Origin of the sequence: Stenotrophomonas sp., from assembly GCF_035634915.1 — a bacterium.
Classification (GTDB): domain Bacteria; phylum Pseudomonadota; class Gammaproteobacteria; order Xanthomonadales; family Xanthomonadaceae; genus Stenotrophomonas.
In genome coordinates, this window is sequence record NZ_DASQCB010000013.1 from 211,459 (window position 1) to 234,006 (window position 22,548).

The following is a 22,548-nucleotide window of genomic DNA, read 5'->3' on the forward strand; positions in this document are numbered from 1 at the left end:
CTCATCGTCCCGGCTCGTCGTTCCACAGAATCTTATGCAACTGCATCTGGAAGCGCACCGGCAGCCGATCCTCGACGATCCAGTCAGCCAGCTGGCGCGCGGTGATCTCACCCTTGCTGGGCGAGAAGAACACGGTGCAGCGCTTCACCAGCTCGTGCTCGGCCAGCATGCCCTTGGCCCAGTCGTAATCCTCGCGGCTGCAGATGACGAATTTGATCTGGTCGCGCGCGGTCAGCAGCGGCAGGTTTTCCAGGCGGTTGCGCGCGGCTTCGGCCGAGCCCGGGGTCTTGATGTCGACCACGCGCGACACGCGCGGATCGACTGCGCTGACGTCCAGCGCGCCGGAGGTTTCCAGCGAGACGTCCATGCCGGCATCGCACAGCTTCTGCAGCAGCACCAGGCAGCGCTTCTGTGCCAGCGGTTCGCCGCCGGTCACGCAGACATGGCGCACGCCCTGGGCCAGCACCTCGGCCACGATGTCGTCGATATCCCACCAGGTGCCGCCGTGGAAGGCGTAGGCCGTGTCGCAGTAGTTGCAGCGCAACGGGCAGCCGGTCAGGCGCACGAACACGGTCGGCCAGCCGGCGGTATCGGCTTCACCCTGCAGCGAGGTGAAGATCTCGGTGATCTTCAGCCGGGGCAGCGGCGACTGCACGATTTCGCTGGGGGTCGCGACGGCGGCGGACGGGGAAACGGCGGTCATGGCGGGCAGTTCTTCATGGGGCGGGCGGCCGGTTTACCCGCCGCCGGAAACGAAAGCAGCCGAGCATGGGCTCGGCTCTACAGGTTGCGTATTGTACGCCCGGCAGGCGGATCAGCGGATCTGCTTGCCCAGGCGGATGGACTGCAGGCGGTCCTGCGCGGTGCGCGCGGCATCCGAGCCCGGGTACTGCGCCACGACGGTTTCCAGGGTCTGCTGGGCCTGGTCGACCTTGCCTTCGCCGTACAGCGAGAGGCCAACCTTGAGCAGGCCGCCGGAGGCCTTGTCGTGGGTGGGATAGCGCGAGATCAGTTCACGGAACTGGGACTCGGCCATCGGGAAATTGCGGGTGGCGTAGTAGCTCTCACCCAGCCAGTACAGCGCATTGGGGGTGTAGACGCCGTTCGGGTACAGCTCCAGGAAGCTCAGGAACAGCTGTGCCGAATCGTCGTACTTGCCGGCCTTGAGCGCATCGAAGGCCACGTTGTACGAAGTGCGTTCGTCACCGGTCGCCGCCAGGCTGCCCGGGTCGCCATGCACTGAAGGCGGCCGCTCGGAAGTGGCCGCCGCCGTGGGCTGCGCCGGGGCCGCGGGGGCCTTCGACGTGGTCGCCGGAACGGGCGGCAGGGCCGGGGCAGCGCCCCCTTCCAACCGGTTCAGGCGGCTGTCCAGATCCAGATACTGGTCCTGGGAGGTCTGCTTGAGCTGGGCGTTTTCGTGCTGGATCTGCTCGAGGGTCGACTGCAGGCTGGTGACCTGCTGCCGCAGCTGATTGATCTGGTTCAACAGGTCCTGGTTGGCACTGTTGTTGTACATCTGCTGCTCGAGCGCGCCGACACGGTCGGCCAGGCTCTGTCGCTGTGCGTGCGCCGGTGCGGCAGCCACGAGGGCTGCCGCAACGACCAGCATCAGTTTGATGCCAATGCGCATGGATTACTGCGCGGTGTAGACGATTTCGACGCGACGGTTCTGCGACCAGCAGGACTCGTTCGACTCGGTGCAGACCGGACGCTCTTCACCGTAGGACACGACGGTCAGCTGCGAAGCCGAGCCACCGTTGGCCTGCAGGGCCGAGTTGACGCCGTTGCCACGACGCTCGCCCAGGGCCTGGTTGTACGCGCGCGAACCGCGCTCGTCGGTGTGGCCCTGCAGGGTGATGCGCGAGGACGGACGGTCACGCAGGTACTTGGCATGGCAAGCCATGATCGCCTGGAATTCCGGCTTCACGTCTTCCTTGTCCAGGTCGAAGTAGACAACGCGCTGGCGCAGGCAAGCGTCGGTGTCCAGGTCGCCCGGGCCGTACAGGCCGGAGGTGGCCGGAGCGGTCGGAGCGGTGGTCGAACCGGTGTCGACCGAAGCCGGGGCTTCTTCCTTCACCTTCTTGGTGCAACCGGCCAGGACGGCCACAGACAGCAGGGAAACAAGCAGAACGCGGGTGGACTTGTTCATGGCAATACCTTTGTGGCTCCTAGGCCGATGAGGGGTCAAGACAGCGAAAATATTAACACTCTTTTAGCGCTGGGTACGGTATGGGGACCATGCCGGTTCGCGCACATCACCATCGGCCAGGACCAGGCGCTGGCGAACGCGCCCATCGGCCGAGACGGCATACAGCACACCACGGCCACCTTCGCGGGCGGCGTAGAGGATCATGCTGGCGTTGGGGGCGAAGCTGGGCGACTCGTCCAGCGAACCCACCGACACCGTATCCCAGCTGGCCGAACCGCGCGAACTGTCCATCACCGCGATCTTGTAGCTGTTGCCCGAGCCCTGCGCCACGGCGATCTTCTTGCCGTCATAGGACACCGAGGGCTTGGCGTTGTAGTTGCCCTGGAAGGTCACGCGCTCGGCACTGCCGCCGCCGGCGCCCACCTTGTAGACCTGCGGACGGCCGCCGCGGTCGGAGGTGAAGTACACCGCGCTGCCGTCCGGGGCCCAGGTCGGCTCGGTATCGATGGCGAAGTGGTTGGTCAGCTGGGTCAGCTGCTTGCTGCCCAGGTCCATCACGTAGATTTCCGGGTTGCCCGAACGCGACAGGGTCAGGGCCAGCTTGCGGCCGTCCGGCGAGAAGGCCGGGGCACTGTTGATGCCGCGGAAGCTGGTGACCAGCTCACGGGCGCCGGTGGAGATGTTCTGGATGTAGATGGCCGAGTTGCCACGTTCGAAGCTGACGTAGGCCAGCTTGCCGCCATCCGGGCTCCACGACGGCGACAGCAGCGGCTCGGCCGAGCGGACGATGGTCTGCGGGTTGTAGCCATCCGAATCGGCGACCATCAGCGCGTAGCGCATGGCGTCGCCCTTGCCGCTGGCGGTGACATAGGCGATGCGGGTCCAGAAGGCGCCGCGCACACCGGTGATCTTTTCGTAGATGGCATCGGCCATCTGGTGGGCGACATCACGCATGGCGTTGCCGCGCGCGGTCATGGCCAGGCCCAGCAGGCGCTCGCCCTTGGGCACGTCGAACAGTTCGTACTCGACGCGGTACGCGCCGGCACCGGCGTCCATCACGCGGCCGACCACGATGTAGTTCTGCTTCAGCGCGCGCCAGGTGGGGAACTGGATCTCGCCGCCACGGGTCGGCTTTTCCACGATCTGCGCTTCGGGCAGCGTGCGGAACTGGCCCGAGCGTTCCAGATCGGCGCGGACGACACCGGCCACATCGGTCTGCGGGGCACCGGCCGAACCCTGGTAGGGCATGGGCACGACGGTGATCGGCAGCGCGGAGGCATTGCCGCCGACGATCTCAAGGTCAAGGCTCCTCTGCTGCGCGAAGGCAGCGAAGGGCAGCAACAGGGCCGCAAACACGGCAAGCCAGCGAGGCATCTTCTTCATGGAGCGCTCAATAGGGGGAAACCGGTACGAGGGATAGCAAACGGCGGGTGAACCGCTTCGCAATCATGAACCAAGGGTACGTGAATTCCGGGTCAGTGCCAGCCTGCGCGGTCACGCGTCGTTGACATCATGGCCCCGCCGCACTGGGCGGACGGGGCTGTCCGACGACCCGCGATCAGTCCTGCGGGGTGAACGTCAGGTTGAGCGTGCGCGCGAACACCGATTCAAAGCCGCGGTACGGCAGCGGCTGCGCATTGAGCACGGCCGCCTCGATCGAGCGCTTGCCGGCTTCGTCGTAGGGACAGTTGGCGCCCACCTTGGCCTGCAGCACCTGTCCACCCGGGATCTGGGTGATGGTGATCTGGCAGCGCTGGCCCAGCGGCACGCTGTCCGGACGGGTCCACGAACCACGGATCTTGTTCACCAGGGCTGCAGCGTACTTGGCCGAAAGATCATCGCTGGTGCCGCCCCCGCCGCCCGCCGGCTGGGCCTGGCTGCTGTTGCTGGCTGCGGCGGCGCCGGCTGCATTGCGGGCAGCGGCAACCTGGCGCAGCTTCTGCTCGGCCAGTTTGGCTTCCTTCTCGGCCTGCTCGCGCTTGGCGCGGATGTCGGCGATCTTCTTCTGCCGCTCGGCCTCGGCCTTGTCAGCAGCCACCTTCTCCTGCTCGGCGATCTTCTTCCTGGCGTCCGCTTCCTGCTGCTTGGCCAGGCGCGCCTTCTGTTCGGCTTCTTCCTGGCGCTTGCGCTCGGTCAGGTCGATCTGCTCCTGGCGCTTCTTGGCCTCCTGCTCCTGCTTGGCCTTTTCCTGCGAAATGGCCAGGGCATTGGCGGCGTCCTGGTCCTTGGTATCAGGCTGGGCAATGCGTTCCTGCGCCTGTTGCTGCTGCGGCGTGGGCGCATCCTGCGGGCGCGGCGCCTCGATCGGCTGCGGCGGCGGGATGGTGTCCTCGGGCACGGGTGCTGGCACCGGCTCAGGCACCGGCTCGGGCAGGTCTTCCAGCTTTTCCGACTGGCGCAGGGCCTGGCGCGCGGCGGCCGCTTCGGACGAGGACAGCGCCAGGCTGGCTTCGACCGACGGCTCGCCTGCGGCGGCATCGGTATTGCGCTCGGGCGACCACAGCCAGGCCACGATGAAGACCAGTGCGACCAGCAGGTGCACCAGCACGGCCAGCGCCAGGGGCAGGCCCCAGCCTGGTTCCTGCTTGTGCGGCGGTGGCAGGGTGTCAGCGTGCATCGGTGGCCAGGCCTACCTTGTCGACTTTGGCGCGCTTGATGACATCCATCGCAGCGATGACCTTTTCATAGGCCACGGCACGGTCGGCGGCGACGATCACGCGCACGTCCTTGTCCTGCGCGGCGATGCCGGCCAGGCGCCCTTCCAGTTCCTCGGCACTGACCGCGGTCGGCTCCTTGGCGTCGGGCAGCTTCAGGCTCAGCTGGCCGTCCTGGCGGACCGAGACGATCAGCGGGTCCTGCTTGCTTTCCAGCGCCTTGGCGTTGGACTGCGGCAGGTCGACATCGAAGCTCAGGGTGAGCAGCGGCGCGGTGACCATGAAGATGATCAGCAGCACCAGCATGACGTCGATATAGGGAACGACGTTGATTTCCGATTTCAGCTTGCGGCGCTTGCGGCGACCGATGGCAGCGGACATGGCTTGGACTCCCGGGTCAGTCGCTTACTCGTCGCCAGCGCTCTGGCGCTGCAGGATGGAGCTGAACTCTTCGGCGAAGGTCTCGAACCGCACCGACATGCGTTCCACGCGGGTGGTGAAGCGGTTGTAGGCCCACACCGCCGGGATTGCCACGAACAGGCCGATGGCGGTGGCGAACAGCGCTTCGGAGATACCCGGGGCAACGGCGGCGATACCGGCCTGGGCACCGCTGCTGATCATGTCGTGCATGGTCACCATGATGCCGAACACGGTGCCGACCAGGCCCACGTACGGGGCGGTCGAACCGATGTTGGCCAGCAGTTCGAGGTTGCGCTCGAGCTGGTCCACTTCACGGGTGTAGGTGGTGCGCATGGCGCGCTGGGCGCCTTCCAGCTGCGCGCGGCCGTCGAGGCGACGCTTGTCGCGCAGGCGGCTGTATTCGCGGAAACCGGCTTCGAAGATGGCTTCCAGGCCGCCGACATTGCGGCTGCGGTCGGTGGCCGAGCTGTACAGCTTGCCCAGGTCAGCGCCGGACCAGAAGCGGTTCTCGAACTCGTCGGCTTCACGGGTGGCCTGCTTGAACACGCGGGCCTTGCGGAAAATGATCACCCAGCTGACGAACGAGCCGATCAGCAGCAGCAGCACGATGATCTTCACCGGCAGGCTGGCCTTGGCCATCAGTTCGAGGTAGTTGATGCCGCCGCCGGTGGTGGCCTGGGCAAGGGTCTGGGTCGCGGCGTTGCTGACATCGGCCGGCAGTGCCTCGGTGACCGTGGCCTGCAGGGCCAGGAGCGTTGCGATCATCCGTTGTTCCTCAAAGTTCGGATTCGGGGTGGAGGTGGGGTTGCAGCGCGGCAAGGACGGGTTCGTCCATGCCCCGCGGGCGGAAACTTGCCGCGTCCAGTGCGGCGATGCGGACCTGGGCGGACAGCAGCAGTTCGCCGTCGCGCTCGACCCGCTGGTCGAAGACCATGCTGGCCTTCTTCAGCTGGACCAGGGTGGCGCTCACCTGCAGGGCGTCATCCAGCCGGGCCGGCCTGATGAAGTCCATCTGCATCGAACGCACTGCGAACACCATGCCGTGCTCGCTGCGCATGCGCTCCTGGCCGTAGCCCAGCGCGCGCATCCATTCGGTCCGGGCCCGTTCCATGAAGGCCACGTAGCGGGCGTGGTAGACCACCCCGCCAGCGTCCGTATCTTCCCAGTAAATGCGTGTCGGCCAACTGAATCGGGGCTCAACCGACATCGGGAACCTCCGCGAACAGGTCCTGCGGCGGGTTCTTCGGCTTCAGGCCCATGTGCCGGTACGCCTTGTGGGTGGCCATGCGGCCGCGCGCGGTGCGCACCAGGAAGCCCTGCTGGATCAGGTACGGTTCAACCACATCTTCCAGGGTGCCGCGCTCTTCGGACAGGGCCGCGGCCAGCGATTCGATGCCCACCGGGCCGCCGTCGAAGTAATCGACCATGGTCTTCAGCAGGCGCCGGTCCAGCTCATCGAAGCCTTCCGGGTCGACCTTGAGCATCTGCATGGCGGCCTGGGCGACGGTTTCGTCGATGTGGCCGCCGGCCTTCACCTGGGCGTAGTCGCGCACGCGGCGCAGCAGGCGGTTGGCGATACGCGGGGTGCCGCGCGCACGACGGGCGATCTCCCCTGCCCCGTCAGCAGTGCAGTCGATGGCCAGGATGGAGGCCGACCGGCGCACGATGCGGGTCAGTTCCTCGACGCTGTAGAACTCCAGGCGCTGGACGATGCCGAAGCGGTCGCGCAGCGGCGCGGTCAGCAGGCCGGCACGGGTGGTGGCGCCGATGAGGGTGAACGGCGGCAGGTCGATCTTGATCGAGCGGGCCGCCGGGCCCTCGCCGATCATGATGTCGATCTGGAAGTCTTCCATTGCCGGGTACAGCACTTCCTCGACCACCGGCGACAGGCGGTGGATTTCATCGATGAAGAGCACGTCATGCGGCTGCAGGTTGGTCAGCAGCGCGGCCAGGTCACCGGCCTTTTCGATCACCGGGCCGGAGGTCACCCGCAGCGCCACGCCCAGTTCGTTGGCGATGACATGGCTGAGGGTGGTCTTGCCCAGGCCGGGCGGGCCGAAGATGAGCACGTGGTCCAGTGCGTCGCCACGGGCCTTGGCCGCCTGGATGTAGATGTCCATCTGCTCGCGCACCGGCGCTTGGCCGAGGTAATCGGCCAGCCGCTTGGGTCGGATGCTGGCGTCGGCGGCGTCATCCTCGCGGGTGGCGCCGGCGCCGATGATGCGGTCGTCGGTCATACCGTGATTATGCGGCAAAAGCGTGGGTTTCGGCCGGGCGGCGCCCGGCACCCGCAGAAGCAACGGCAACATCCAGAGCAACAGCCGAAGCGGGCTTCCTGGGGAATGGCGGGGTGGGTCCAGTTGCGGGGGACGCTGCAAGTACGTCCATGTAAGCTCGGTCGCCGCATCCATGCGGCTCACGCCCCCGCAACCGGACCCACCCCGCCTTCGACAGTTTGCTGCGAGCTGTGGGAACCTGCTGCTGATGGTGGGTGCCGACCGTGGGTCGACAGGGGGTCGGATCTGGTAGGTGTCGACCTTGGTCGACACGGGGTCGGATCCGTTTTCCAACGGAAAACGGCTCTGACCCCACTGCCGGATGCGCGACGCATGGGGTCAGAGCCCTTTCCTGCGGAAAGGGATCCGACCCCTGCGGTCAGATTTCGACCTGCGCGCCCAGTTCGACGAGGCGGTTGCCCGGAATCCGGAAGAAGCCCGTCGCCGGCGCGGCGTTGCGGTGCATCAGCGCGAACAGCTTGTCGCGCCAGATCGGCATGCCGCGGTTGGCGGTGGCGACGATGGTTTCGCGGCTGGCGAAGAACGTGGTGTCCATCGGGTCGAAGTAGATGCCGCCGTGGTCGCACGAACGCATCAGCGCCAGCGGCACGTCCGGGGTTTCCATGAAGCCGAAGCGCACGTAGACCCGGTAGAACTCATCGCCCACCGATTCGATCTTCAGCCGCTGCCCTTCCACCGCATAGGGAATGGGCAGGGTTTCCACGTGCAGGAACACGTTGCGCTCGTGCAGCACCTTGTTGTGCTTGAGGTTGTGCATCAGCGCATGCGGGGCCACGGTCGGGTCGGCGGTGAGGAACACTGCGGTGCCCGGCACGCGCACCGGCGGCGCCAGCATCAGGCCCGGCAGGAAGGTGTCGATGCGGATGCCGTCCTTGCGGATCTCATCGCGCAGCAGCTCGCGGCCACGGCGCCAGGTGCGCATCATGGTGAACAGGAAGATGCCCAGCACCACCGGGAACCACGCGCCCTGCAGCAGCTTGGCGCCGTTGGCGATGACGAAGCCCAGGTCGATGATGAAGAACACCACGCACAGCGGCAGGATCCAGTTGCGTGCCTTCGGCCACAGCGAGCGGGCCACCAGGGCCAGCAGCAGGGTGTCGATGAGCATGGTGGCCGACACCGAGATGCCGTAGGCCACGGCCAGGTTGGACGAGCTGCGGAACGCCAGCACCAGGCCGATGACCATCACTGCGATGCCCCAGTTGATGCCAGGGATGTAGATCTGGCCGATGGTGTCGTGCGAGGTGTGCTTGATGCGCATGCGCGGGATGTAGCCCAGCTGCATCGCCTGGCGCGACACCGAGAACGCGCCGGTGATGACCGACTGCGAGGCGATGACCGCAGCCATGGTGGCCAGGATGATCATCGGGTACAGCGCCCAGTCCGGCACGGCCTCGAAGAACGGGTTCTTCAGGGCCTCGGGGTGATTGAGCACCAGCGCGCCCTGCCCCAGGTAGTTCAGCACCAGGCATGGCAGCACGAAGAAATACCACGCATGACGGATGGGCTTGGCGCCGAAGTGGCCCATGTCGGCGTACAGCGCTTCGCCACCGGTCACCGCCAGCACTACCGCGCCAAGGATGAAGATGCCGTGCCAGCCGTGGTCCATGAAGAAGCGGATGGCCCACCACGGGTTGAAGGCCTTCAGCACTTCCGGTGAATCGACGATGTTGTAGATGCCGATGGCGGCCAGCGAAATGAACCAGATCGAGGTGATCGGCCCGAACAGCTTGCCGATCTTCTCGGTACCGAAGCGCTGCACCGCGAACACCGCCAGCAGTACCACCACGGTGATGGGCACGATGAACGCATGCAGGCCTGGGGCCGCCACCTCCAGGCCTTCCACCGCGCCGAGCACGGAAATCGCCGGCGTGATGACGCCATCGCCGAAGAACAGCGAAGCGCCGAAGATGCCGAGGATGCCGACCACGTAGGCCGAGCGCGACCCGTTGCGCAGCGTGCGCTGGGTCAGCGCCATCAGCGCCATGATGCCGCCCTCGCCGTCATTGTCGGCGCGCATGATGATGGTCACGTACTTCAGGGTGACCACGATGTTGAGCGCCCAGAACGCCAGCGACAGCACGCCCAGCACGGTGTCATGGTCGCTGTTGAGCCCGTAGTGCGGCGAGAACGCCTCTTTCAGGGTGTACAGCGGGCTGGTACCGATATCGCCGAAGACCACGCCGATCGCACCGATGATCAGCGCCAATCCCCCGGCCGGGGGGGCGTGACCATGGCCGCCGGGGGCGGCGGCGTGCGGGGTTTGACTGCTGGACATGGGACTCCTGGCGAAGCTCAGGCGATGGGGGAATGGGAAAGGATCAGCGCGCGCTTCAGCGCAGCGCCGACTGCAGGGCCTTGCGGATGACGGTGGCCACTTCGTCGCCTTCATTGAAGGCGTCGCGGGCCATGCGCGCCGCTTCGGTCGGCTTGTAGCCCAGCTGCTGCAGGGCCACGGTGGCGTCGGACAGCGGATCGGCCGGGGCCGGGCCGCTGCCGGTGGGCAGGGCGCCACCGGCACCGAACTGGGCGGCGCGGTCGCGCAGCTCCAGCACCATGCGCTCGGCGGTCTTCTTGCCGATGCCCGGGATGCGGGTCAGCGCGGTGATGTCACCGGCCTGGACCATGCGCGCGAACTCCTCGACGGTGACGCCGGACAGCACGGCCAGCGCGATCTTCGCGCCGATGCCGCTGACCTTCTGCACATCGCGGAACAGCCGGCGCTCCCCCTCGCGCAGGAAGCCGTACAGCGAGACGCTGTCTTCCTTCTGCGAGTAGTGGGTGTACAGGGTGACCTCGCGGCCGAGTTCGGGCAGGTCGTAGAAGGTGCTCATCGGCGCCTCCAGTTCGTAGCCCACTCCGTTCACGTCCACCACCAGCCACGGCGGTGCCTTGTAGGCGACGATGCCGCGCAGTCGACCGATCATTGCGTGCAGCTCCTCATTTGCGGCCCCAGGCCTGGCGGGCACTGAGCCCCAGGCGGTTGGCCGTCGCCCTTACGTGGGCATGGGTGATTGCCACCGCCAACGCGTCGGCCGCGTCGGCCTGCAGCTTGGTTTTCAGGTTGAGCATGAGCCCGACCATGTGTTGAACCTGTTGCTTTTCGGCGCCACCGCGGCCAACCACGGCCAGCTTGATCTCGCTGGCGGCGTATTCGTGCACCGGCAGGTCACGCAGGACCACCGCCGAGATCGCCGCGCCACGGGCCTGGCCCAGCTTCAGCGCCGAATCGGGGTTGCGCGCCATGAAGACCTTTTCGATGGCCACTTCGTCCGGCTGGAACTGCTGGCACAGATCGGCCAGGCCCAGCACCAGCAGCTTCATGCGCTGGGGGAAATCGTCGGCACCCAGCAGTACCAGCGGCTGGTGGTGCACGTGGCTGACCTTGCCGGTGGCGTCGACATCGATGATGCCGACCCCGGTCCGCTGGGAACCGGGGTCGATGCCGAGGATGCGGGTCATGCGGCGCTCCTGGCCGGGTGGAACGGATGACGCTGGCAGGGCGATGGGCTCATGACTGTCCGCGGTGACCGTTCAACGGCCCGCGCCCAGGCCGTCGAAGACGGCTCAGGCGTAGGCGTCGGCGCCGAGTTCGGCGTTGGAATACACGTCCTGCACGTCGTCCAGGTCTTCCAGCATGTCCAGCAGCTTCTTCACCTGCAGGGCGACATCGCCTTCGACCTTGATGTCGTTGTCCGCGCGGAAGGTGATCTCGGCGTGGTCGGCAGCATGGCCGGCGGCGGCCATGCCATCCTTGACCGCGTTGAACGCGTCCGGGCTGGTGACCACGTCGATCGCGCCGTCGTCCGGGTAGACCACGATGTCGTCGGCGCCGGCCTCGATGGCGGCCTCGGTGATGGCCTCTTCATCGGCACCGGCGGCAAAGTGCAGCACGCCCAGGCGCTTGAACATGAAGGCGACCGAGCCTTCCGTGCCCATGTTGCCGCCGCACTTGCTGAACGCGTGGCGGACATCGGCCACGGTGCGCACGCGGTTGTCGGTCAGGCAGTCGACGATGACGGCCACGCCGCCCGGGGCATAGCCCTCGTAGCGGATTTCCTCGTAATCGACGCCTTCCAGTTCACCGGTGGCCTTCTTGATGGCGCGCTCGATCACGTCCTTGGACATGTTCACGCCCAGGCCCTTGTCCATGGCAACGCGCAGGCGCGGGTTGTTGTTGGGGTCGCCTCCACCGCCGCGCGCGGCAACGCCGATCTCGCGGATGATCTTGGTGAAAATCTTGCCACGCTTCGCGTCGGACGCGTTCTTGCGGGCTTCGATGGAGGGGCCTCTACCCATGGGTGCTACCGTCTGGCTGCTTCAGGATCAAGGCGCGGATTCTACCTGATCGTGGGCGGCAACCGTGTCTAGGGCGGAGAGAGGGTGCCGGGCATGGCCGACGAAGAGCGTGCGAACCAAGGTTCGCACCCACCGAGAGAGGAGTTCGCACCCACCGAGAGAGGAGTTCGCACCCGCCGAGAGAGGAGTTCGCACCCACCCAGGCACCGGTAGCGCCGGGCCATGCCCGGCGAAGGGCGTGCACCCACCGGTTTATGCGGCGGCGGCGTCGCGGCTGTGGTCGAACTGGCCGTGGCGCAGGAAGTGCGCGGTCTGCCGCGCGGCGTCGGGCGATACCACCAGGCCGCTGTGGCTGGTGCGCACCACGCAGTGGTCGGCCAGCCCCGGCAGCCGGGTCTCGGCCAGGGCCACGGTGCCGTCGGATACGTCATCCAGCGCGCCCAGCAGGCTGCCCAACCCGTGCGGCACCGAACCGGCGATCAGGCCCACCTTCGCCCTGCCCTGCCAGTCCGGCAGGCCATCAAGCAGCAGTTCGCTGCTGCGGCCCAGGGCCAGGCCCCAGCCGTGGTCGGACAGCGAACGCGCCGTGCCACTGCCGCGCAGCGGCGAGCCCAGGCAGACCACCCGCTGCACGTCCAGTTGCGGCTGGCGACGCAGGGCCTCCAGCGCCAGCAGGCCGCCCAGGCTGTGGCCGACCAGCGAAAGCGGGCCGGCGTCGGCCAGCCGTTCCAGCAGCTGCGGCACGGCCACATCGGGGCCACCAAAGATGGAGGAATACCCGAAGGTATGCACCTGGAAACCACGGGCGCGCAGGCGCCAGGCCAGTGGCCCGACCCAGGCACGGGCGTTCCAGATGCCATGCAGCAGCAGTACGGGGGGAGTCATGCGTTACAGCCTGGCGTTCGGCGGGGCGGGACGTACAGTGATTGAACAGAATCGACCGGCAAGCGCCGGTGAACGACCTTACGCCGGACGCGGAGCCCGGCGCAGGATGAATTCCAGATCGTTGGTTTCGCCGACCGGGAACAGGTATTCGCCAGCCTTCTCGAAGCCGTAGCGGGCATAGAAACGCTGGGCGCCGAAGTTTTCCGACCACACCCCCAGCCACAGGGTGCGCGGGCCGTCCTGTTCCAGCCAGGCCAGTGCGGTTTCCAGCAGGCGGCTGCCCCAGCCACAACTCTGCTGGGTCTTGATGAGATACAGGCGCTTGAGTTCACCGTCACCGGGCTTCACGTCCGGGTGTGGCAACCCGCAGGGGCCGGCGGCGGCATGGCCGACCGCCTCCCCGTCCAGCTCCAACAACCACACCGCGTAATCGGGGTGGGCCAGGATCGTACGTTGCCGCTCCACCGTGTAGGACGCCTCAAGGAAGTCCTGCAGGTGCTGCGGCGGGTACAGATGGCCGAAGGTCTCGGTGAACGTGCGGGCAGCCAGCGCCGACAGGGTCGGCGCATCGTCCACGGTGGCGCGGCGGATGGAATACATGGGTCGAGTGGACGCCAGGGCGACGGTCGGGGTCAAGCCCGTTCCGACGACTCGGTTTCGTCCTCTTCTTCCTCGTCCTCTTCCTCGTATTCCTCTTCGTCCTCGTCCTCGCCTTCTTCTTCCTCGTCCTCGTCGAACTCTTCCTCTTCGTCGTCCTCGTAATCCTCGACGCCGAAGTCCTCACCGTCCCAGCGGCCTTCGCCGTCGGCGACGAAGGTCAGAGCCATCGCCGCCGGGTTGGTTCCGACACGGACCAGCCAACCACCGAAGACGCGTGCACGCTCGGTGACCAGGTTGGCCTCGGAGCCTTCATTGCCCAGCTTTTCCCACTCCAGCGAAAACGCAAACTCGGTCATTGCCTGGATCTCCTGATCAGTTGGTCTTGGGGCGAACCTGGATGTGCACTTCGGCCAGCTGCGTATCGACGATCGGCGACGGCGCATCGGTCATCAGATCCTGCGCACCGGTGGTCTTCGGGAACGGGATGACGTCGCGGATCGACTCGGTGCCGGCCATCAGCGCGGCGATGCGGTCGATGCCGAAGGCGATGCCGCCGTGCGGCGGGGCGCCGTAGTTCAGCGCGTCGAGCAGGAAGCCGAACTTGGCACGGGCCTCTTCGGCGCCGATGCCCAGCAGCTCGAACACGGCGCTCTGCATGTCCGGGCGGTGGATACGGATCGAGCCGCCGCCGATTTCATTGCCGTTGAGCACCATGTCATAGCCGCGCGACACGGCGGTACGGGCGTTGGCGCGCAGGTCGGCGATGTCGTCCACGGCCGGCGCGGTGAAGGGGTGATGCAGGGCGACGTAGCGCTGTTCTTCCTCGTCCCACTCGAACATCGGGAAGTCGGTGACCCACAGCGGGGCCCAGCCGTCGGCGACCAGGCCGAAGTCCTTGCCGGCCTTCAGGCGCAGGGCGCCCATGAAGTCGGAGACCTTGTTGTAGCCACCGGCGCCGAAGAACACGATGTCACCGTTGCCGGCACCCACGTGGGCGACCAGGGCCGCGAAGGACGCCTCGCTGAAGAACTTCTGGATCGGCGAGCTGACTTCGCCGTTGTCGGCGATCTTGATGTAGGCCAGGCCCTTGGCACCGTACTTGGCGGCGTGCGCGGCGTATTCGTCGATCTGCTTGCGCGACAGGGTGGCACCGCCCGGGATGCGCAGTGCGGCCACGCGGCCCTCGGCGTCATTGGCCGGGCCGGTGAACACGGCGAATTCGCTGTCCTTGACCAGCTCGGCCACGTCCACCAGTTCCAGCGCGATGCGCAGGTCCGGCTTGTCCGAACCGTAGCGACGCATCGCTTCGGCCCAGGTCATGCGCGGGAAGGTGGCGGCCAGCTCGACGTCGACCACTTCCTTGAAGATGGCGCGGATCATCGATTCGACGAAGTCCTGCACGTCGCGCTCGCGGACAAAGGCGAATTCCATGTCCAGCTGGGTGAATTCCAGCTGGCGGTCGGCACGCAGGGCCTCGTCGCGGAAGCAGCGCGCGATCTGGTAATAGCGGTCGAAGCCGGCCACCATCAGGATCTGCTTGAACAGCTGCGGGCTCTGCGGCAGGGCGTAGAACTCGCCCGGGTGCATGCGCGCCGGCACCAGGAAGTCGCGGGCGCCTTCCGGGGTAGCCTTGGTCAGGATCGGGGTTTCGATGTCCTGGAAACCGCGCTCGTCCAGATGACGGCGCAGGGCCTGCACCAGCTTGATGCGGGTGCGCTGCATGCGCTGCATTTCCGGGCGGCGCAGGTCCAGGTAGCGGTACTTCAGGCGGGTGTCTTCGCCCGGGTTCTCGTGGGCGTGGAACGGCAGCGGGGCGGCCTTGTTCAGCACGGTGATGGCGGTGGCAATCACTTCCACCTTGCCGGTGGCGATCTTGTCGTTCACCGCATGGCGGGCGCGCACCACGCCTTCCACCTGCAGCACGTCCTCGTAACCCAGCGACGCGGCCACGGCGAACACCTCGGCGTTGTCCACCTCCACGGTCACCTGCACGATGCCTTCATGATCGCGCAGATCGATGAAGCAGACGCCGCCCTGGTTACGGGCCACGTCGGTCCAGCCGGCGAGGGTGACAGTCTGGCCAATCAGGGTCTCATCGACCAGGCCGCAGAAGTGGGTACGCATGGGGGGAAAGCTCCGCTGGAGAACGCCGGCACCCGACGGGGGCCGGAAAGCCCCGTATTCTGCGGCCGAGGCCCCGGCCGGGGCAAATGCGGACAGTCACGCGGGCTTTATCCGCCCCGTCCTTATAGTCGCGCACCACCCACCGTATGGGGATCCGCCATGAAAACGCTGTCCCTGGCCAGTCTGGCCTTGACCTTGTCCGCAGGCACCCTCGCCGGGCTGAGCCTGCCCGTCGCCCCTGCCGCTGCGCAGAATGGCGTCATCCGCTGCGAGAGCCAGAACAACCGCGAGCGGGTCTGCAACACCGGCTGGCGCAGTGCGCAGATGGTGCGCCAGCTGTCTGGCTCGTCCTGCGTGGAAGGCCGCACCTGGGGCAGCCGCAACGGCAGCATCTGGGTGTCCAGCGGTTGCCGGGCCGAATTCGTTGAAGGGCGCGGCGGCTGGGGCGGTGGCAATGGCGGCGGCAGCGGCGGCACCATCCGCTGCGAGAGCCAGGACAACCGCGAGCGCAGCTGCCCGGTGAACTGGCGCGGGGCCACCCTGGTCCGGCAGATTTCCGGCTCGGCCTGCGTGGAAGGCCAGACCTGGGGCGTGCGCAACGGCGCCATCTGGGTCAACCGCGGCTGTCGCGGCGAATTCGCCGAGTCGCGTGGCGGCTGGGGCGGCGGCCACGGCGGCAACTGGGGCGGCGGCAACAGCAACTATTCCATCACCTGCAGCAGCAACGACAACCGTACCCAGAACTGCGACTGGGATGAACGCCAGGGCCGCCCGGTGCTGCAGCAGCAGCTGTCCGGCAGCGCCTGCCAGGAAGGCCGCAGCTGGGGCTATTCACGCGGCCGGGTGTGGGTGAGCAACGGCTGCCGGGCACGCTTCGGTACGCGCTGAGGGGTAGCGCCGGGCCCTGCCCGGCGAGCGCAGCGGCGCACGCTGAACCACAGAAAAGCCGCCGGGCATGGCCCGGCGCGACCGGATCGACCCGTCAGGGCGCCGGCGGGGCCTGGTCGCCCCACGGTGCCGGCGGCAATGCCACCGGCCTGCTGAGGTCGAATTCAACCCGGAAGCGGCGCCCTTCAGGCCGGGTCAATTCATAGACGAAGCGCTGGTCCGGCTCGACTTCCATCCCCCAGGTGTTGTGGGTCGAGGCCAGCATGTCCGCGCGGCGGAACATCGCCACCGATTCCGCGTCGGCGGGGAACTGCTGGCGCTCGGCGGTGCCCGGCGGCTTGCTGTTTCCGCCATACAGGCTGATGGCATCCGGGCTGCCATCGGCATGGCGGTGGTCGTGCTTGAGCTTCAGCCCGTTTTCGGTGCGGGTGAGGATCCAGGTCCGCGAATGGTCATCGCCGACATGGAACGGGATGCGCAGTTCGTGCCCCGGGTCCGCACAGCCACGCACGTGCATCACCAGGCGCTGGCCCGCGAAGGGGTCCTTGCCGGTGGGCGCCGGGGTGTCCTCCACCACCCTGCCGGCAAAGGCCTGGCCGCAGTGGGCGGCGATGGCCGCCATGAACGCATCGGCCGGGGCCGTGGACAGGTCGTGGTTGATCGCAGGCGGCTGCTGCGAACAGGCGGCCAGGCTGCACAGCGCGGCGACAGATAGCAGAGGGGCACGTACATTCATGCCCCAACCCTAACGGCCATGCCCGGCAGGCGCAAACCGCAGTGCCTCATCCCTGTGCGGGCGAGCCGGCCTGCCGTGGCGCTTCGGAAACAACCCCGGTCGCTGCCACCGGCGCCGAAACGCCCTCACCCGCCGGCTCCTGTTCGATCGGATCGACGTCGAACGGCGTGCGGAACACCAGTGAGGGCAGCAGCGTGGTCAGTGCGGCATACAGCAGCAGCGCACCGAACAGCACCGCCGGAATCTGGAAACGCTCGCGCATGATCGCCGCCAGCACCAGGGTGAAGATCAGCGTGGGCGCCAGCGCCACCGACACCCGCAGGCTGCTGCGGAAGCTTTCGCCGAACATCACCCGGCGCTGCAGCCAGACCACGCCGATGCGCAGCGGCAGCACCACCAGGGTGATGACGATGCCCAGCCCCAGCGCTTCAAAGCTGAGTGCTTCGCTCGGCACCTTGGTGCCGGCATTGAAGAAGTAGAACGGCACGAAGAACGAAGCAAACAGGCGCAGGGCATGCAGGTTTTCATGCGAGGCCAGCAGCGGCATGCGCTGGTGCAGCAGCCGCGCCACCAGGCCCGCGATGAACGCGCCCACCAGGTAATACACGCCCAGCAGGTAGGTGATGTAGGCCGCCACCATGCCCACCATCACCAGCAGCGAGAACTCCGAACCCGGTGCGTGAGGCGCCACCCAGCGGCCCAGCGCGATGAACAGCAGCGGCAGGCCGATCATCATTGCCAGCAGGGCCAGGCTGGACAGCGCCATGTGCGCGGGGTCGCCAGCCTGCAGCACGATGAACAATGCCGCCAGCGCCAGCAGCTCACCGGCGATGGCCTTGCTGGTCACCCAGAAACGCTCGTCTTCGCTCAGGCCAAGCCGCGACAGCGAATCCATGATGAAACCGGTCGACGGCGTCAGCAGCGCCAGCGCCAGCAGGCCGGCGGCCTGCCACGGCAGTCCTGCGTAACGCCAGGCCAGCCAGCCAACACCGAACAGCGTTGCCGTGCGGATGACCAGATGTGCAAGCAGCGGCCACATGCCACGACGCAGCGCCTGCAGGTCCACTTCCAGGCCGGCAAACAGGAACAACGAGGAAATGCCCAGCGTGGCCAGCAGCCCGATCACCGCGTCATGGGCCTGGTCGCCCAGCCAGAGCATGCCGATGATGCCGAACAGCAGGCAGGTCAACGGTGCGGGCAGGCTGAAGCGCTGCAGTGCGCGAGGGATCACCAGCAGCGCGAAGATCAGCAGCAGGTAGATCAGTTCATGGCTCATGGGGACGTCCCTGTGGTTCAAACGCAGGCAGGATGCGCGTGCGCCTGCCATCGGGCAAGCCGCCCGTGGAAGAGCGATGGACTCAGCCGATCAACCGATCGGCGATGCGCCCCACCTGCGCCAGCACCGCAGCGCGCTGGTCCGCGTCGACCGACGCCCCCTGCAGATAGGCCGTGATCACCCACGGTGCACCACCTGCACGCGGCCACAGCACGGCGATGTCGTTGCGCGTGTCCTCACCGTTGCTGCCGGTCTTGTCGCCCACCCGCCAGCGCGCGCCCAGGCCGGCACGCAGGCAGGCATCACCGGTCTGGTTGTCGATCAGCCAATCGGCGAGCTGCAGGCGCGATGCATTCGACAGGCCATCGCCCACCACGAACCTGGCCAGACTGGCCGCCATCGCCGCCGGGCTGGTGGTATCGCGCGGATCGCCGTTGGCGAACCGGTTCATGTCCGGCTCGTAGCGATCGTTGCGGGTGACCGTGTCGCCGTGTGTACGCAGGAAGGCGGTCAGCGCGGGCGGGCCGCCGCTCACGCCCAGCAGCAGGTTGGCCGCGGTGTTGTCGCTGGTGGTCAGCGTGCCCCGGCACAGATCGCGCACGCTCAGGTCCTTGCCGACGTGGCGGCGGGCCACCGGGGCGTAGGACAGCAGGTCCTTTTCTGTGATCGGCACGCGGGTGTCCAGCGAGACGCGACCGGCGTCGGCCAAGCTCAGCACGTGGGCCACCAGCATCGATTTGAAGGTGCTGCACATCGGGAAGCGTTCGTCCTGGCGATGCCCGCCGATGCGACGGCCGCTGCCGGTGTCGAGCACGGTCACGCCCAGGCGGCCACCGCTGGCTGTTTCCAGCGCGGCGAAATCAACGGCGGTGGCAATGGCAGCGGGTGCGGCCTTCGCGCCCGATGCCGGCGTGGCGGCCCGCGCCAGAGCCGGGGCAAGCAGGGAGGAAGCAAGAGCGGCAGTGCTGAACTGCAGGAAGCGACGGCGGGCGTGCATGGGCGGGCTTCGGTGGACGTGCCCCGATTATTGAAAGCGCGCGGCGGCATCACCAATGGAAATTATCAGGGTCAGACATGCATATTTCTCATACCTGTCGCATTCAACCCCAAGTTTGACGGTTGCATCCGCTGACGAGGTAGGATCAGCCATCACCCTGCCTCACCCCATCCGATGTTGCACCCTACCCTCCCGCTCAACGCCCTGCGCGCCTTCGAAGCTGCTGCACGCCACCAGAACTTCACCCGTGCGGCGCTGGAGCTGTGCGTCAGCCAGGCCGCGCTCAGCCACCAGATCCGCGGGCTGGAAGACCGGCTGGGCATCCGCCTGTTCCACCGCCTGCCGCGTGGGGTGGCGTTGACCGAGGAGGGCGCCGCGTTGTTCCCGGTGCTGAATGAATCCTTCCAGCGCATTGGCGCCAGCATCGCCCGCTACACCGGCGGCCCGGCGCGCGAGGTGCTGACCCTGGGCGTGGTGGGCACCTTCGCCACCGGCTGGCTGCTGCCACGGTTGGCCGCGTTCGAAGCGGCCCACCCGGACATCGAGCTGCGCCTGCAGACCCACAACAACCGCATCGACCTGGCCGGTGAAGGCCTGGATCTGGCGATCCGCTTCGGTGATGGTGACTGGCAGGGGCAGGCGTGCACGGCGATCCTCGACGCGCCGTTCGCACCGCTGTGCGCCCCGGCCGTGGCGCGGCGCCTGAAGCAGCCGCGTGATCTGGGCACGGTACCGCTGCTGCGCTCCTACCGCAGCGATGAATGGCCACGCTGGTTGCAGGCCGCCGGGGTGAGCGGTGTGGAGGCGCGCGGGCCGGTGTTCGATTCGTCGTTGACCGTGGCGATGGCTGCAGCCGGTGGTGCCGGCGTGGCCCTGCTGCCGCTGCGCATGTTCGAGCAGGAGCTGGCCGAAGGCCGCCTGCTGCAGCCGTTTGCCACCACGCTGGAACTGGGCCGCTACTGGCTGACCCGGCTGCGTTCACGCGCCGAGCGCGAACCCGCCCGCCGCTTCCGCGAGTGGCTGCAGGCGCAGGGGTGACATGCAAAAAAGGGGACGGAGGGGATCAAGTCGTTTGTGCACAAACGACTTGATCCCCTCCGTCCCCTTTTTTGCGTGATTACCCTTCCAGCAGTTCCATCCACGCCGCTTCGGCTTTTTCCAGCTGCGCGGCGGTGGTTTCGCGGTCGCGGCCAAGCACAGCCATGCGGGTGGCATCGGCATAGTTGGCCGGGTCGGCCAGCTGGCGGTCCAGTTCGGCCAGGCTGCTTTCCAGTTCGGCCACCTTGGTCTCGGCCGCGGCCAGCTTGTGCGGGTTGGCCGGCTTCTTCTGCACCACCTGCGCCACCGGGGCGGTCTTGACCACCACCGGCTCTTCCACCTGTTCCATGCGCGCCTTGGTGCCCTGCGCCTGCGGACGGGTGCGCAGCCACGCGGCATAGGCATCCAGATCGCCATCGAACGGCTCGACCACGCCATCGGCCACGCGCCAGTAGGTATCGCAGACCAGGCCGATCAGATGGCGGTCATGCGAGACCATCACGATCGCACCTTCGAAGGTTGCCAGCGCTTCGGCCAGGGCTTCACGCATTTCCAGGTCAAGGTGGTTGGTCGGTTCGTCCAGCAGCAGCACGTTCGGCTGCTGCCAGGCGATCAGTGCCAACGCCAGGCGCGCGCGTTCACCGCCGGAGAAGCCATCGACCGGCTCGAAGGCGCGGTCACCGGGGAAGTTCCACTTGCCGAGGAAATCGCGGAACGACTGGTTGGGCGCGTCCGGGGCGATCTCGCGGAAGTGCTCCATCGGCGACTGCCCTTCGTGCAGCGATTCCACCGTGTGCTGGGCGAAGTAGCCGATCTTCAGGTCCGGGTGCGCCGAACGCTCACCGGCAATCGGCATCAGCTCGCCCACCAGGGTCTTCACCAGGGTGGTCTTACCCGCACCATTGGGGCCGAGCAGGCCGATACGCTGGCCCGCCTCCAGGCCAAAGCCGACGTTGTGCAGGATCACCGCGTCCTTGCCGTAACCGGCCTCGACATGGTTCAGGCGGATGAGCGAGAACGGCAGCTTGGCCGGCGGCGCGAACTCGATGCGGAACTCGCGCTCGGCGCGCACCGCTTCGGTACCGGCCAGCTTGGCCAGGCGCTTCATCCGGCTCTGTGCCTGCGCGGCCTTGCTGGCCTGGGCCTTGAAGCGGTCGATGAAGCTCTGCAGGTGGGCGCGCTCGGCCTGTTCCTTCTCGTGTGCGATCTGCTGCTGGCGCAGCTGTTCGGCGCGCTGACGCTCGAAATCGGTATAGCCGCCCGGGTAGAGCTTGGCGCCGCCACCGTGCAGGTGCAGGGTGTGGGTGGCCACGTTGTCGAGGAACTCGCGGTCATGCGAGATCAGCAGCAGGGTGCCCGGGTACTTCAGCAGCCACTGTTCCAGCCAGTACACCGCGTCCAGGTCGAGGTGGTTGGTCGGTTCGTCCAGCAGCAGCAGGTCGCTGGGCATCATCAGTGCGCGCGCCAGGTTCAGGCGCACGCGCCAGCCGCCGGAGAACGAGGACACCGCGCGGTGGTGGGTCTCGGCCGGGAACCCCAGGCCGTGCAGCAGCTTGCCGGCGCGCGCTTCGGCGTCATAGGCGTTCAGCTCGGCCATGCGCGTATGCGCCTCGGCTACGGCTTCCCAGTCCTCGCGGGCGGTGGCATCGGCCTCGGCGGCCAGCACGGCGGCCACTTCGGTATCGCCGCCCAGCACGAAGCTCAGCGCCGGGTCCGGCAGCGACGGGGTTTCCTGGGCCACGCTGGCGATGCGCACCTTGCCCGGCAGGTCGACATCGCCCTTGTCCGCCTCCAGCTCGCCCTTCACCGCCGCGAACAGGCTGGACTTGCCAGCACCGTTGCGGCCGACCACGCCCACCCGGTAACCGGCGTGCAGGGTCAGGTCGACATTGGACAACAGCAGCCGCTCGCCGCGGCGCAAGGCGAAATTACGAAGCGAAATCATGGGGGAAGGCGTCCATATAACCGAATGGAATGTGCTGGTGAGCACTGTTCCTGCGACGTAATTCTAGCCTTAACGAATACTTGACGCGCCCCGGGAAGCGACGCGGTCGCTCCACTTCTCTCCCTCGTCGAGTCCGCGCGCCTCCCGGGCCCCTGCCCCGCCAATGCCCGCCACAGCTAAATGCTTGCTTTTGCAACGTTTTTTCACATGACGCGCATTTGACAGCTGCTTAAATTCCCG

23 protein-coding genes are annotated in these 22,548 nt (G+C 67.2%); 2 read left to right on the forward strand and 21 right to left on the reverse strand.

All coding sequences use genetic code 11. The annotated features are described in order from the left end of the window. Position 1 precedes the first annotated feature (1 nt). The 17 genes from queE to aspS all read right to left on the reverse strand — a co-directional run bounded on the left by queE (position 2) and on the right by aspS (position 15,428). On the reverse strand, positions 2-703 hold the full coding sequence (queE, locus tag VER16_RS11310) for a 7-carboxy-7-deazaguanine synthase QueE (RefSeq protein WP_313146405.1): 702 nt from the start codon (positions 701-703) through the stop codon (positions 2-4). 111 nt (positions 704-814) lie between these two features. Next, positions 815-1,630, reverse strand: coding sequence for a tol-pal system protein YbgF (ybgF, locus tag VER16_RS11315; protein ID WP_324808169.1), 816 nt, complete (start codon positions 1,628-1,630; stop codon positions 815-817). A 3-nt stretch (positions 1,631-1,633) separates the two neighbouring features. Beyond that, a complete protein-coding gene (gene pal / locus VER16_RS11320) occupies positions 1,634-2,149 on the reverse strand; it encodes a peptidoglycan-associated lipoprotein Pal (protein WP_324808171.1) in 516 nt (171 codons plus the stop codon). A 63-nt stretch (positions 2,150-2,212) separates the two neighbouring features. Further along, positions 2,213-3,532 carry a Tol-Pal system beta propeller repeat protein TolB gene (gene tolB, locus VER16_RS11325; RefSeq protein WP_324808172.1) on the reverse strand — a complete coding sequence of 440 codons (1,320 nt, stop codon included), beginning with the start codon at positions 3,530-3,532 and terminating at the stop codon, positions 2,213-2,215. A gap of 175 nt (positions 3,533-3,707) precedes the next feature. Beyond that, complete coding sequence (gene tolA, locus VER16_RS11330) at positions 3,708-4,766, reverse strand: cell envelope integrity protein TolA (protein WP_324808174.1); 1,059 nt, start codon at positions 4,764-4,766, stop codon at positions 3,708-3,710. Next, complete coding sequence (tolR, locus tag VER16_RS11335) at positions 4,756-5,184, reverse strand: protein TolR (RefSeq protein WP_324808176.1); 429 nt, start codon at positions 5,182-5,184, stop codon at positions 4,756-4,758. The genes tolA and tolR overlap by 11 nt, the downstream gene beginning before the upstream one ends. Before the next feature lie 24 nt (positions 5,185-5,208). After that, on the reverse strand, positions 5,209-5,988 hold the full coding sequence (gene tolQ, locus VER16_RS11340; protein WP_313441698.1) for a protein TolQ: 780 nt from the start codon (positions 5,986-5,988) through the stop codon (positions 5,209-5,211). 10 nt (positions 5,989-5,998) lie between these two features. Beyond that, positions 5,999-6,430 (reverse strand): tol-pal system-associated acyl-CoA thioesterase, encoded by a 432-nt coding sequence (ybgC, locus tag VER16_RS11345; RefSeq protein WP_324808180.1) that lies wholly within the window; start codon positions 6,428-6,430, stop codon positions 5,999-6,001. Next, positions 6,420-7,460, reverse strand: a complete 1,041-nt coding sequence (ruvB, locus tag VER16_RS11350) for a Holliday junction branch migration DNA helicase RuvB (RefSeq protein ID WP_324808182.1) — start codon at positions 7,458-7,460, stop codon at positions 6,420-6,422. Before ruvB ends, ybgC begins: the two co-directional genes overlap by 11 nt. 418 nt (positions 7,461-7,878) lie before the next feature. After that, on the reverse strand, positions 7,879-9,798 hold the full coding sequence (locus VER16_RS11355) for a potassium transporter Kup (RefSeq protein WP_324808184.1): 1,920 nt from the start codon (positions 9,796-9,798) through the stop codon (positions 7,879-7,881). Positions 9,799-9,853: 55 nt separating this feature from the next. Further along, entirely contained in the window at positions 9,854-10,447 is a 594-nt protein-coding gene (gene ruvA, locus VER16_RS11360; protein ID WP_182266578.1) for a Holliday junction branch migration protein RuvA, read from the reverse strand. 13 nt (positions 10,448-10,460) lie between these two features. Continuing rightward, on the reverse strand, positions 10,461-10,982 hold the full coding sequence (gene ruvC / locus VER16_RS11365; RefSeq protein WP_324808187.1) for a crossover junction endodeoxyribonuclease RuvC: 522 nt from the start codon (positions 10,980-10,982) through the stop codon (positions 10,461-10,463). A 105-nt stretch (positions 10,983-11,087) separates the two neighbouring features. Then, the gene (locus tag VER16_RS11370; protein ID WP_324808189.1) at positions 11,088-11,819 is read right to left on the reverse strand and encodes a YebC/PmpR family DNA-binding transcriptional regulator; all 732 of its coding nucleotides are present in this window, start codon (positions 11,817-11,819) and stop codon (positions 11,088-11,090) included. Positions 11,820-12,071: 252 nt separating this feature from the next. After that, positions 12,072-12,704, reverse strand: a complete 633-nt coding sequence (locus VER16_RS11375; RefSeq protein ID WP_116864268.1) for an esterase/lipase family protein — start codon at positions 12,702-12,704, stop codon at positions 12,072-12,074. A gap of 78 nt (positions 12,705-12,782) precedes the next feature. Continuing rightward, positions 12,783-13,304 carry a GNAT family N-acetyltransferase gene (locus VER16_RS11380; protein WP_324808194.1) on the reverse strand — a complete coding sequence of 174 codons (522 nt, stop codon included), beginning with the start codon at positions 13,302-13,304 and terminating at the stop codon, positions 12,783-12,785. Between the two features lie 32 nt (positions 13,305-13,336). After that, positions 13,337-13,660, reverse strand: a complete 324-nt coding sequence (locus VER16_RS11385; protein ID WP_164074485.1) for a DNA primase — start codon at positions 13,658-13,660, stop codon at positions 13,337-13,339. A gap of 16 nt (positions 13,661-13,676) precedes the next feature. After that, positions 13,677-15,428, reverse strand: coding sequence for an aspartate--tRNA ligase (aspS, locus tag VER16_RS11390; RefSeq protein WP_324808199.1), 1,752 nt, complete (start codon positions 15,426-15,428; stop codon positions 13,677-13,679). 159 nt (positions 15,429-15,587) lie between these two features. Here aspS and VER16_RS11395 point away from each other — a divergent pair, with 159 nt between their 5' ends. Next, complete coding sequence (locus tag VER16_RS11395; protein ID WP_324808201.1) at positions 15,588-16,316, forward strand: DUF3011 domain-containing protein; 729 nt, start codon at positions 15,588-15,590, stop codon at positions 16,314-16,316. 94 nt (positions 16,317-16,410) lie between these two features. On the opposite strand, the gene VER16_RS11400 is transcribed toward VER16_RS11395, so the two are convergent. The 3 genes from VER16_RS11400 to blaL2 form a co-directional block, all read right to left on the reverse strand. Beyond that, positions 16,411-17,052 (reverse strand): hypothetical protein, encoded by a 642-nt coding sequence (locus VER16_RS11400; RefSeq protein WP_324808203.1) that lies wholly within the window; start codon positions 17,050-17,052, stop codon positions 16,411-16,413. A 46-nt stretch (positions 17,053-17,098) separates the two neighbouring features. Then, on the reverse strand, positions 17,099-18,328 hold the full coding sequence (locus VER16_RS11405; protein WP_324808204.1) for a cation:proton antiporter: 1,230 nt from the start codon (positions 18,326-18,328) through the stop codon (positions 17,099-17,101). A gap of 82 nt (positions 18,329-18,410) precedes the next feature. Next, entirely contained in the window at positions 18,411-19,325 is a 915-nt protein-coding gene (gene blaL2 / locus VER16_RS11410) for a L2 family extended-spectrum class A beta-lactamase (protein ID WP_324808206.1), read from the reverse strand. Positions 19,326-19,499: 174 nt separating this feature from the next. On the opposite strand from blaL2, the gene ampR reads away from it, so the two are divergent. Next, complete coding sequence (ampR, locus tag VER16_RS11415; protein WP_324808208.1) at positions 19,500-20,363, forward strand: LysR family transcriptional regulator AmpR; 864 nt, start codon at positions 19,500-19,502, stop codon at positions 20,361-20,363. Positions 20,364-20,442: 79 nt separating this feature from the next. On the opposite strand, the gene VER16_RS11420 is transcribed toward ampR, so the two are convergent. Then, positions 20,443-22,308 carry an ABC-F family ATP-binding cassette domain-containing protein gene (locus VER16_RS11420; RefSeq protein ID WP_324808210.1) on the reverse strand — a complete coding sequence of 622 codons (1,866 nt, stop codon included), beginning with the start codon at positions 22,306-22,308 and terminating at the stop codon, positions 20,443-20,445. Positions 22,309-22,548 lie beyond the last annotated feature (240 nt).

What these genes read in the sequence shown, in the direction of transcription:
- queE (WP_313146405.1), bottom strand. Translation starts at nt 703, where the DNA reads ATGACCGCCGTTTCCCCGTCCGCCGCCGTCGCGACCCCCAGCGAAATC.
- tolB (WP_324808172.1), bottom strand. Translation starts at nt 3,532, where the DNA reads ATGAAGAAGATGCCTCGCTGGCTTGCCGTGTTTGCGGCCCTGTTGCTG.
- VER16_RS11400 (WP_324808203.1), bottom strand. Translation starts at nt 17,052, where the DNA reads ATGAATGTACGTGCCCCTCTGCTATCTGTCGCCGCGCTGTGCAGCCTG.
- VER16_RS11380 (WP_324808194.1), bottom strand. Translation starts at nt 13,304, where the DNA reads ATGTATTCCATCCGCCGCGCCACCGTGGACGATGCGCCGACCCTGTCG.
- tolA (WP_324808174.1), bottom strand. Translation starts at nt 4,766, where the DNA reads ATGCACGCTGACACCCTGCCACCGCCGCACAAGCAGGAACCAGGCTGG.
- VER16_RS11405 (WP_324808204.1), bottom strand. Translation starts at nt 18,328, where the DNA reads ATGAGCCATGAACTGATCTACCTGCTGCTGATCTTCGCGCTGCTGGTG.
- ybgF (WP_324808169.1), bottom strand. Translation starts at nt 1,630, where the DNA reads ATGCGCATTGGCATCAAACTGATGCTGGTCGTTGCGGCAGCCCTCGTG.
- pal (WP_324808171.1), bottom strand. Translation starts at nt 2,149, where the DNA reads ATGAACAAGTCCACCCGCGTTCTGCTTGTTTCCCTGCTGTCTGTGGCC.
- ybgC (WP_324808180.1), bottom strand. Translation starts at nt 6,430, where the DNA reads ATGTCGGTTGAGCCCCGATTCAGTTGGCCGACACGCATTTACTGGGAA.
- ruvA (WP_182266578.1), bottom strand. Translation starts at nt 10,447, where the DNA reads ATGATCGGTCGACTGCGCGGCATCGTCGCCTACAAGGCACCGCCGTGG.
- VER16_RS11370 (WP_324808189.1), bottom strand. Translation starts at nt 11,819, where the DNA reads ATGGGTAGAGGCCCCTCCATCGAAGCCCGCAAGAACGCGTCCGACGCG.
- blaL2 (WP_324808206.1), bottom strand. Translation starts at nt 19,325, where the DNA reads ATGCACGCCCGCCGTCGCTTCCTGCAGTTCAGCACTGCCGCTCTTGCT.
- ruvB (WP_324808182.1), bottom strand. Translation starts at nt 7,460, where the DNA reads ATGACCGACGACCGCATCATCGGCGCCGGCGCCACCCGCGAGGATGAC.
- ruvC (WP_324808187.1), bottom strand. Translation starts at nt 10,982, where the DNA reads ATGACCCGCATCCTCGGCATCGACCCCGGTTCCCAGCGGACCGGGGTC.
- tolQ (WP_313441698.1), bottom strand. Translation starts at nt 5,988, where the DNA reads ATGATCGCAACGCTCCTGGCCCTGCAGGCCACGGTCACCGAGGCACTG.
- ampR (WP_324808208.1), top strand. Translation starts at nt 19,500, where the DNA reads ATGTTGCACCCTACCCTCCCGCTCAACGCCCTGCGCGCCTTCGAAGCT.
- VER16_RS11395 (WP_324808201.1), top strand. Translation starts at nt 15,588, where the DNA reads ATGAAAACGCTGTCCCTGGCCAGTCTGGCCTTGACCTTGTCCGCAGGC.
- VER16_RS11375 (WP_116864268.1), bottom strand. Translation starts at nt 12,704, where the DNA reads ATGACTCCCCCCGTACTGCTGCTGCATGGCATCTGGAACGCCCGTGCC.
- VER16_RS11355 (WP_324808184.1), bottom strand. Translation starts at nt 9,798, where the DNA reads ATGTCCAGCAGTCAAACCCCGCACGCCGCCGCCCCCGGCGGCCATGGT.
- VER16_RS11385 (WP_164074485.1), bottom strand. Translation starts at nt 13,660, where the DNA reads ATGACCGAGTTTGCGTTTTCGCTGGAGTGGGAAAAGCTGGGCAATGAA.
- tolR (WP_324808176.1), bottom strand. Translation starts at nt 5,184, where the DNA reads ATGTCCGCTGCCATCGGTCGCCGCAAGCGCCGCAAGCTGAAATCGGAA.
- aspS (WP_324808199.1), bottom strand. Translation starts at nt 15,428, where the DNA reads ATGCGTACCCACTTCTGCGGCCTGGTCGATGAGACCCTGATTGGCCAG.
- VER16_RS11420 (WP_324808210.1), bottom strand. Translation starts at nt 22,308, where the DNA reads ATGATTTCGCTTCGTAATTTCGCCTTGCGCCGCGGCGAGCGGCTGCTG.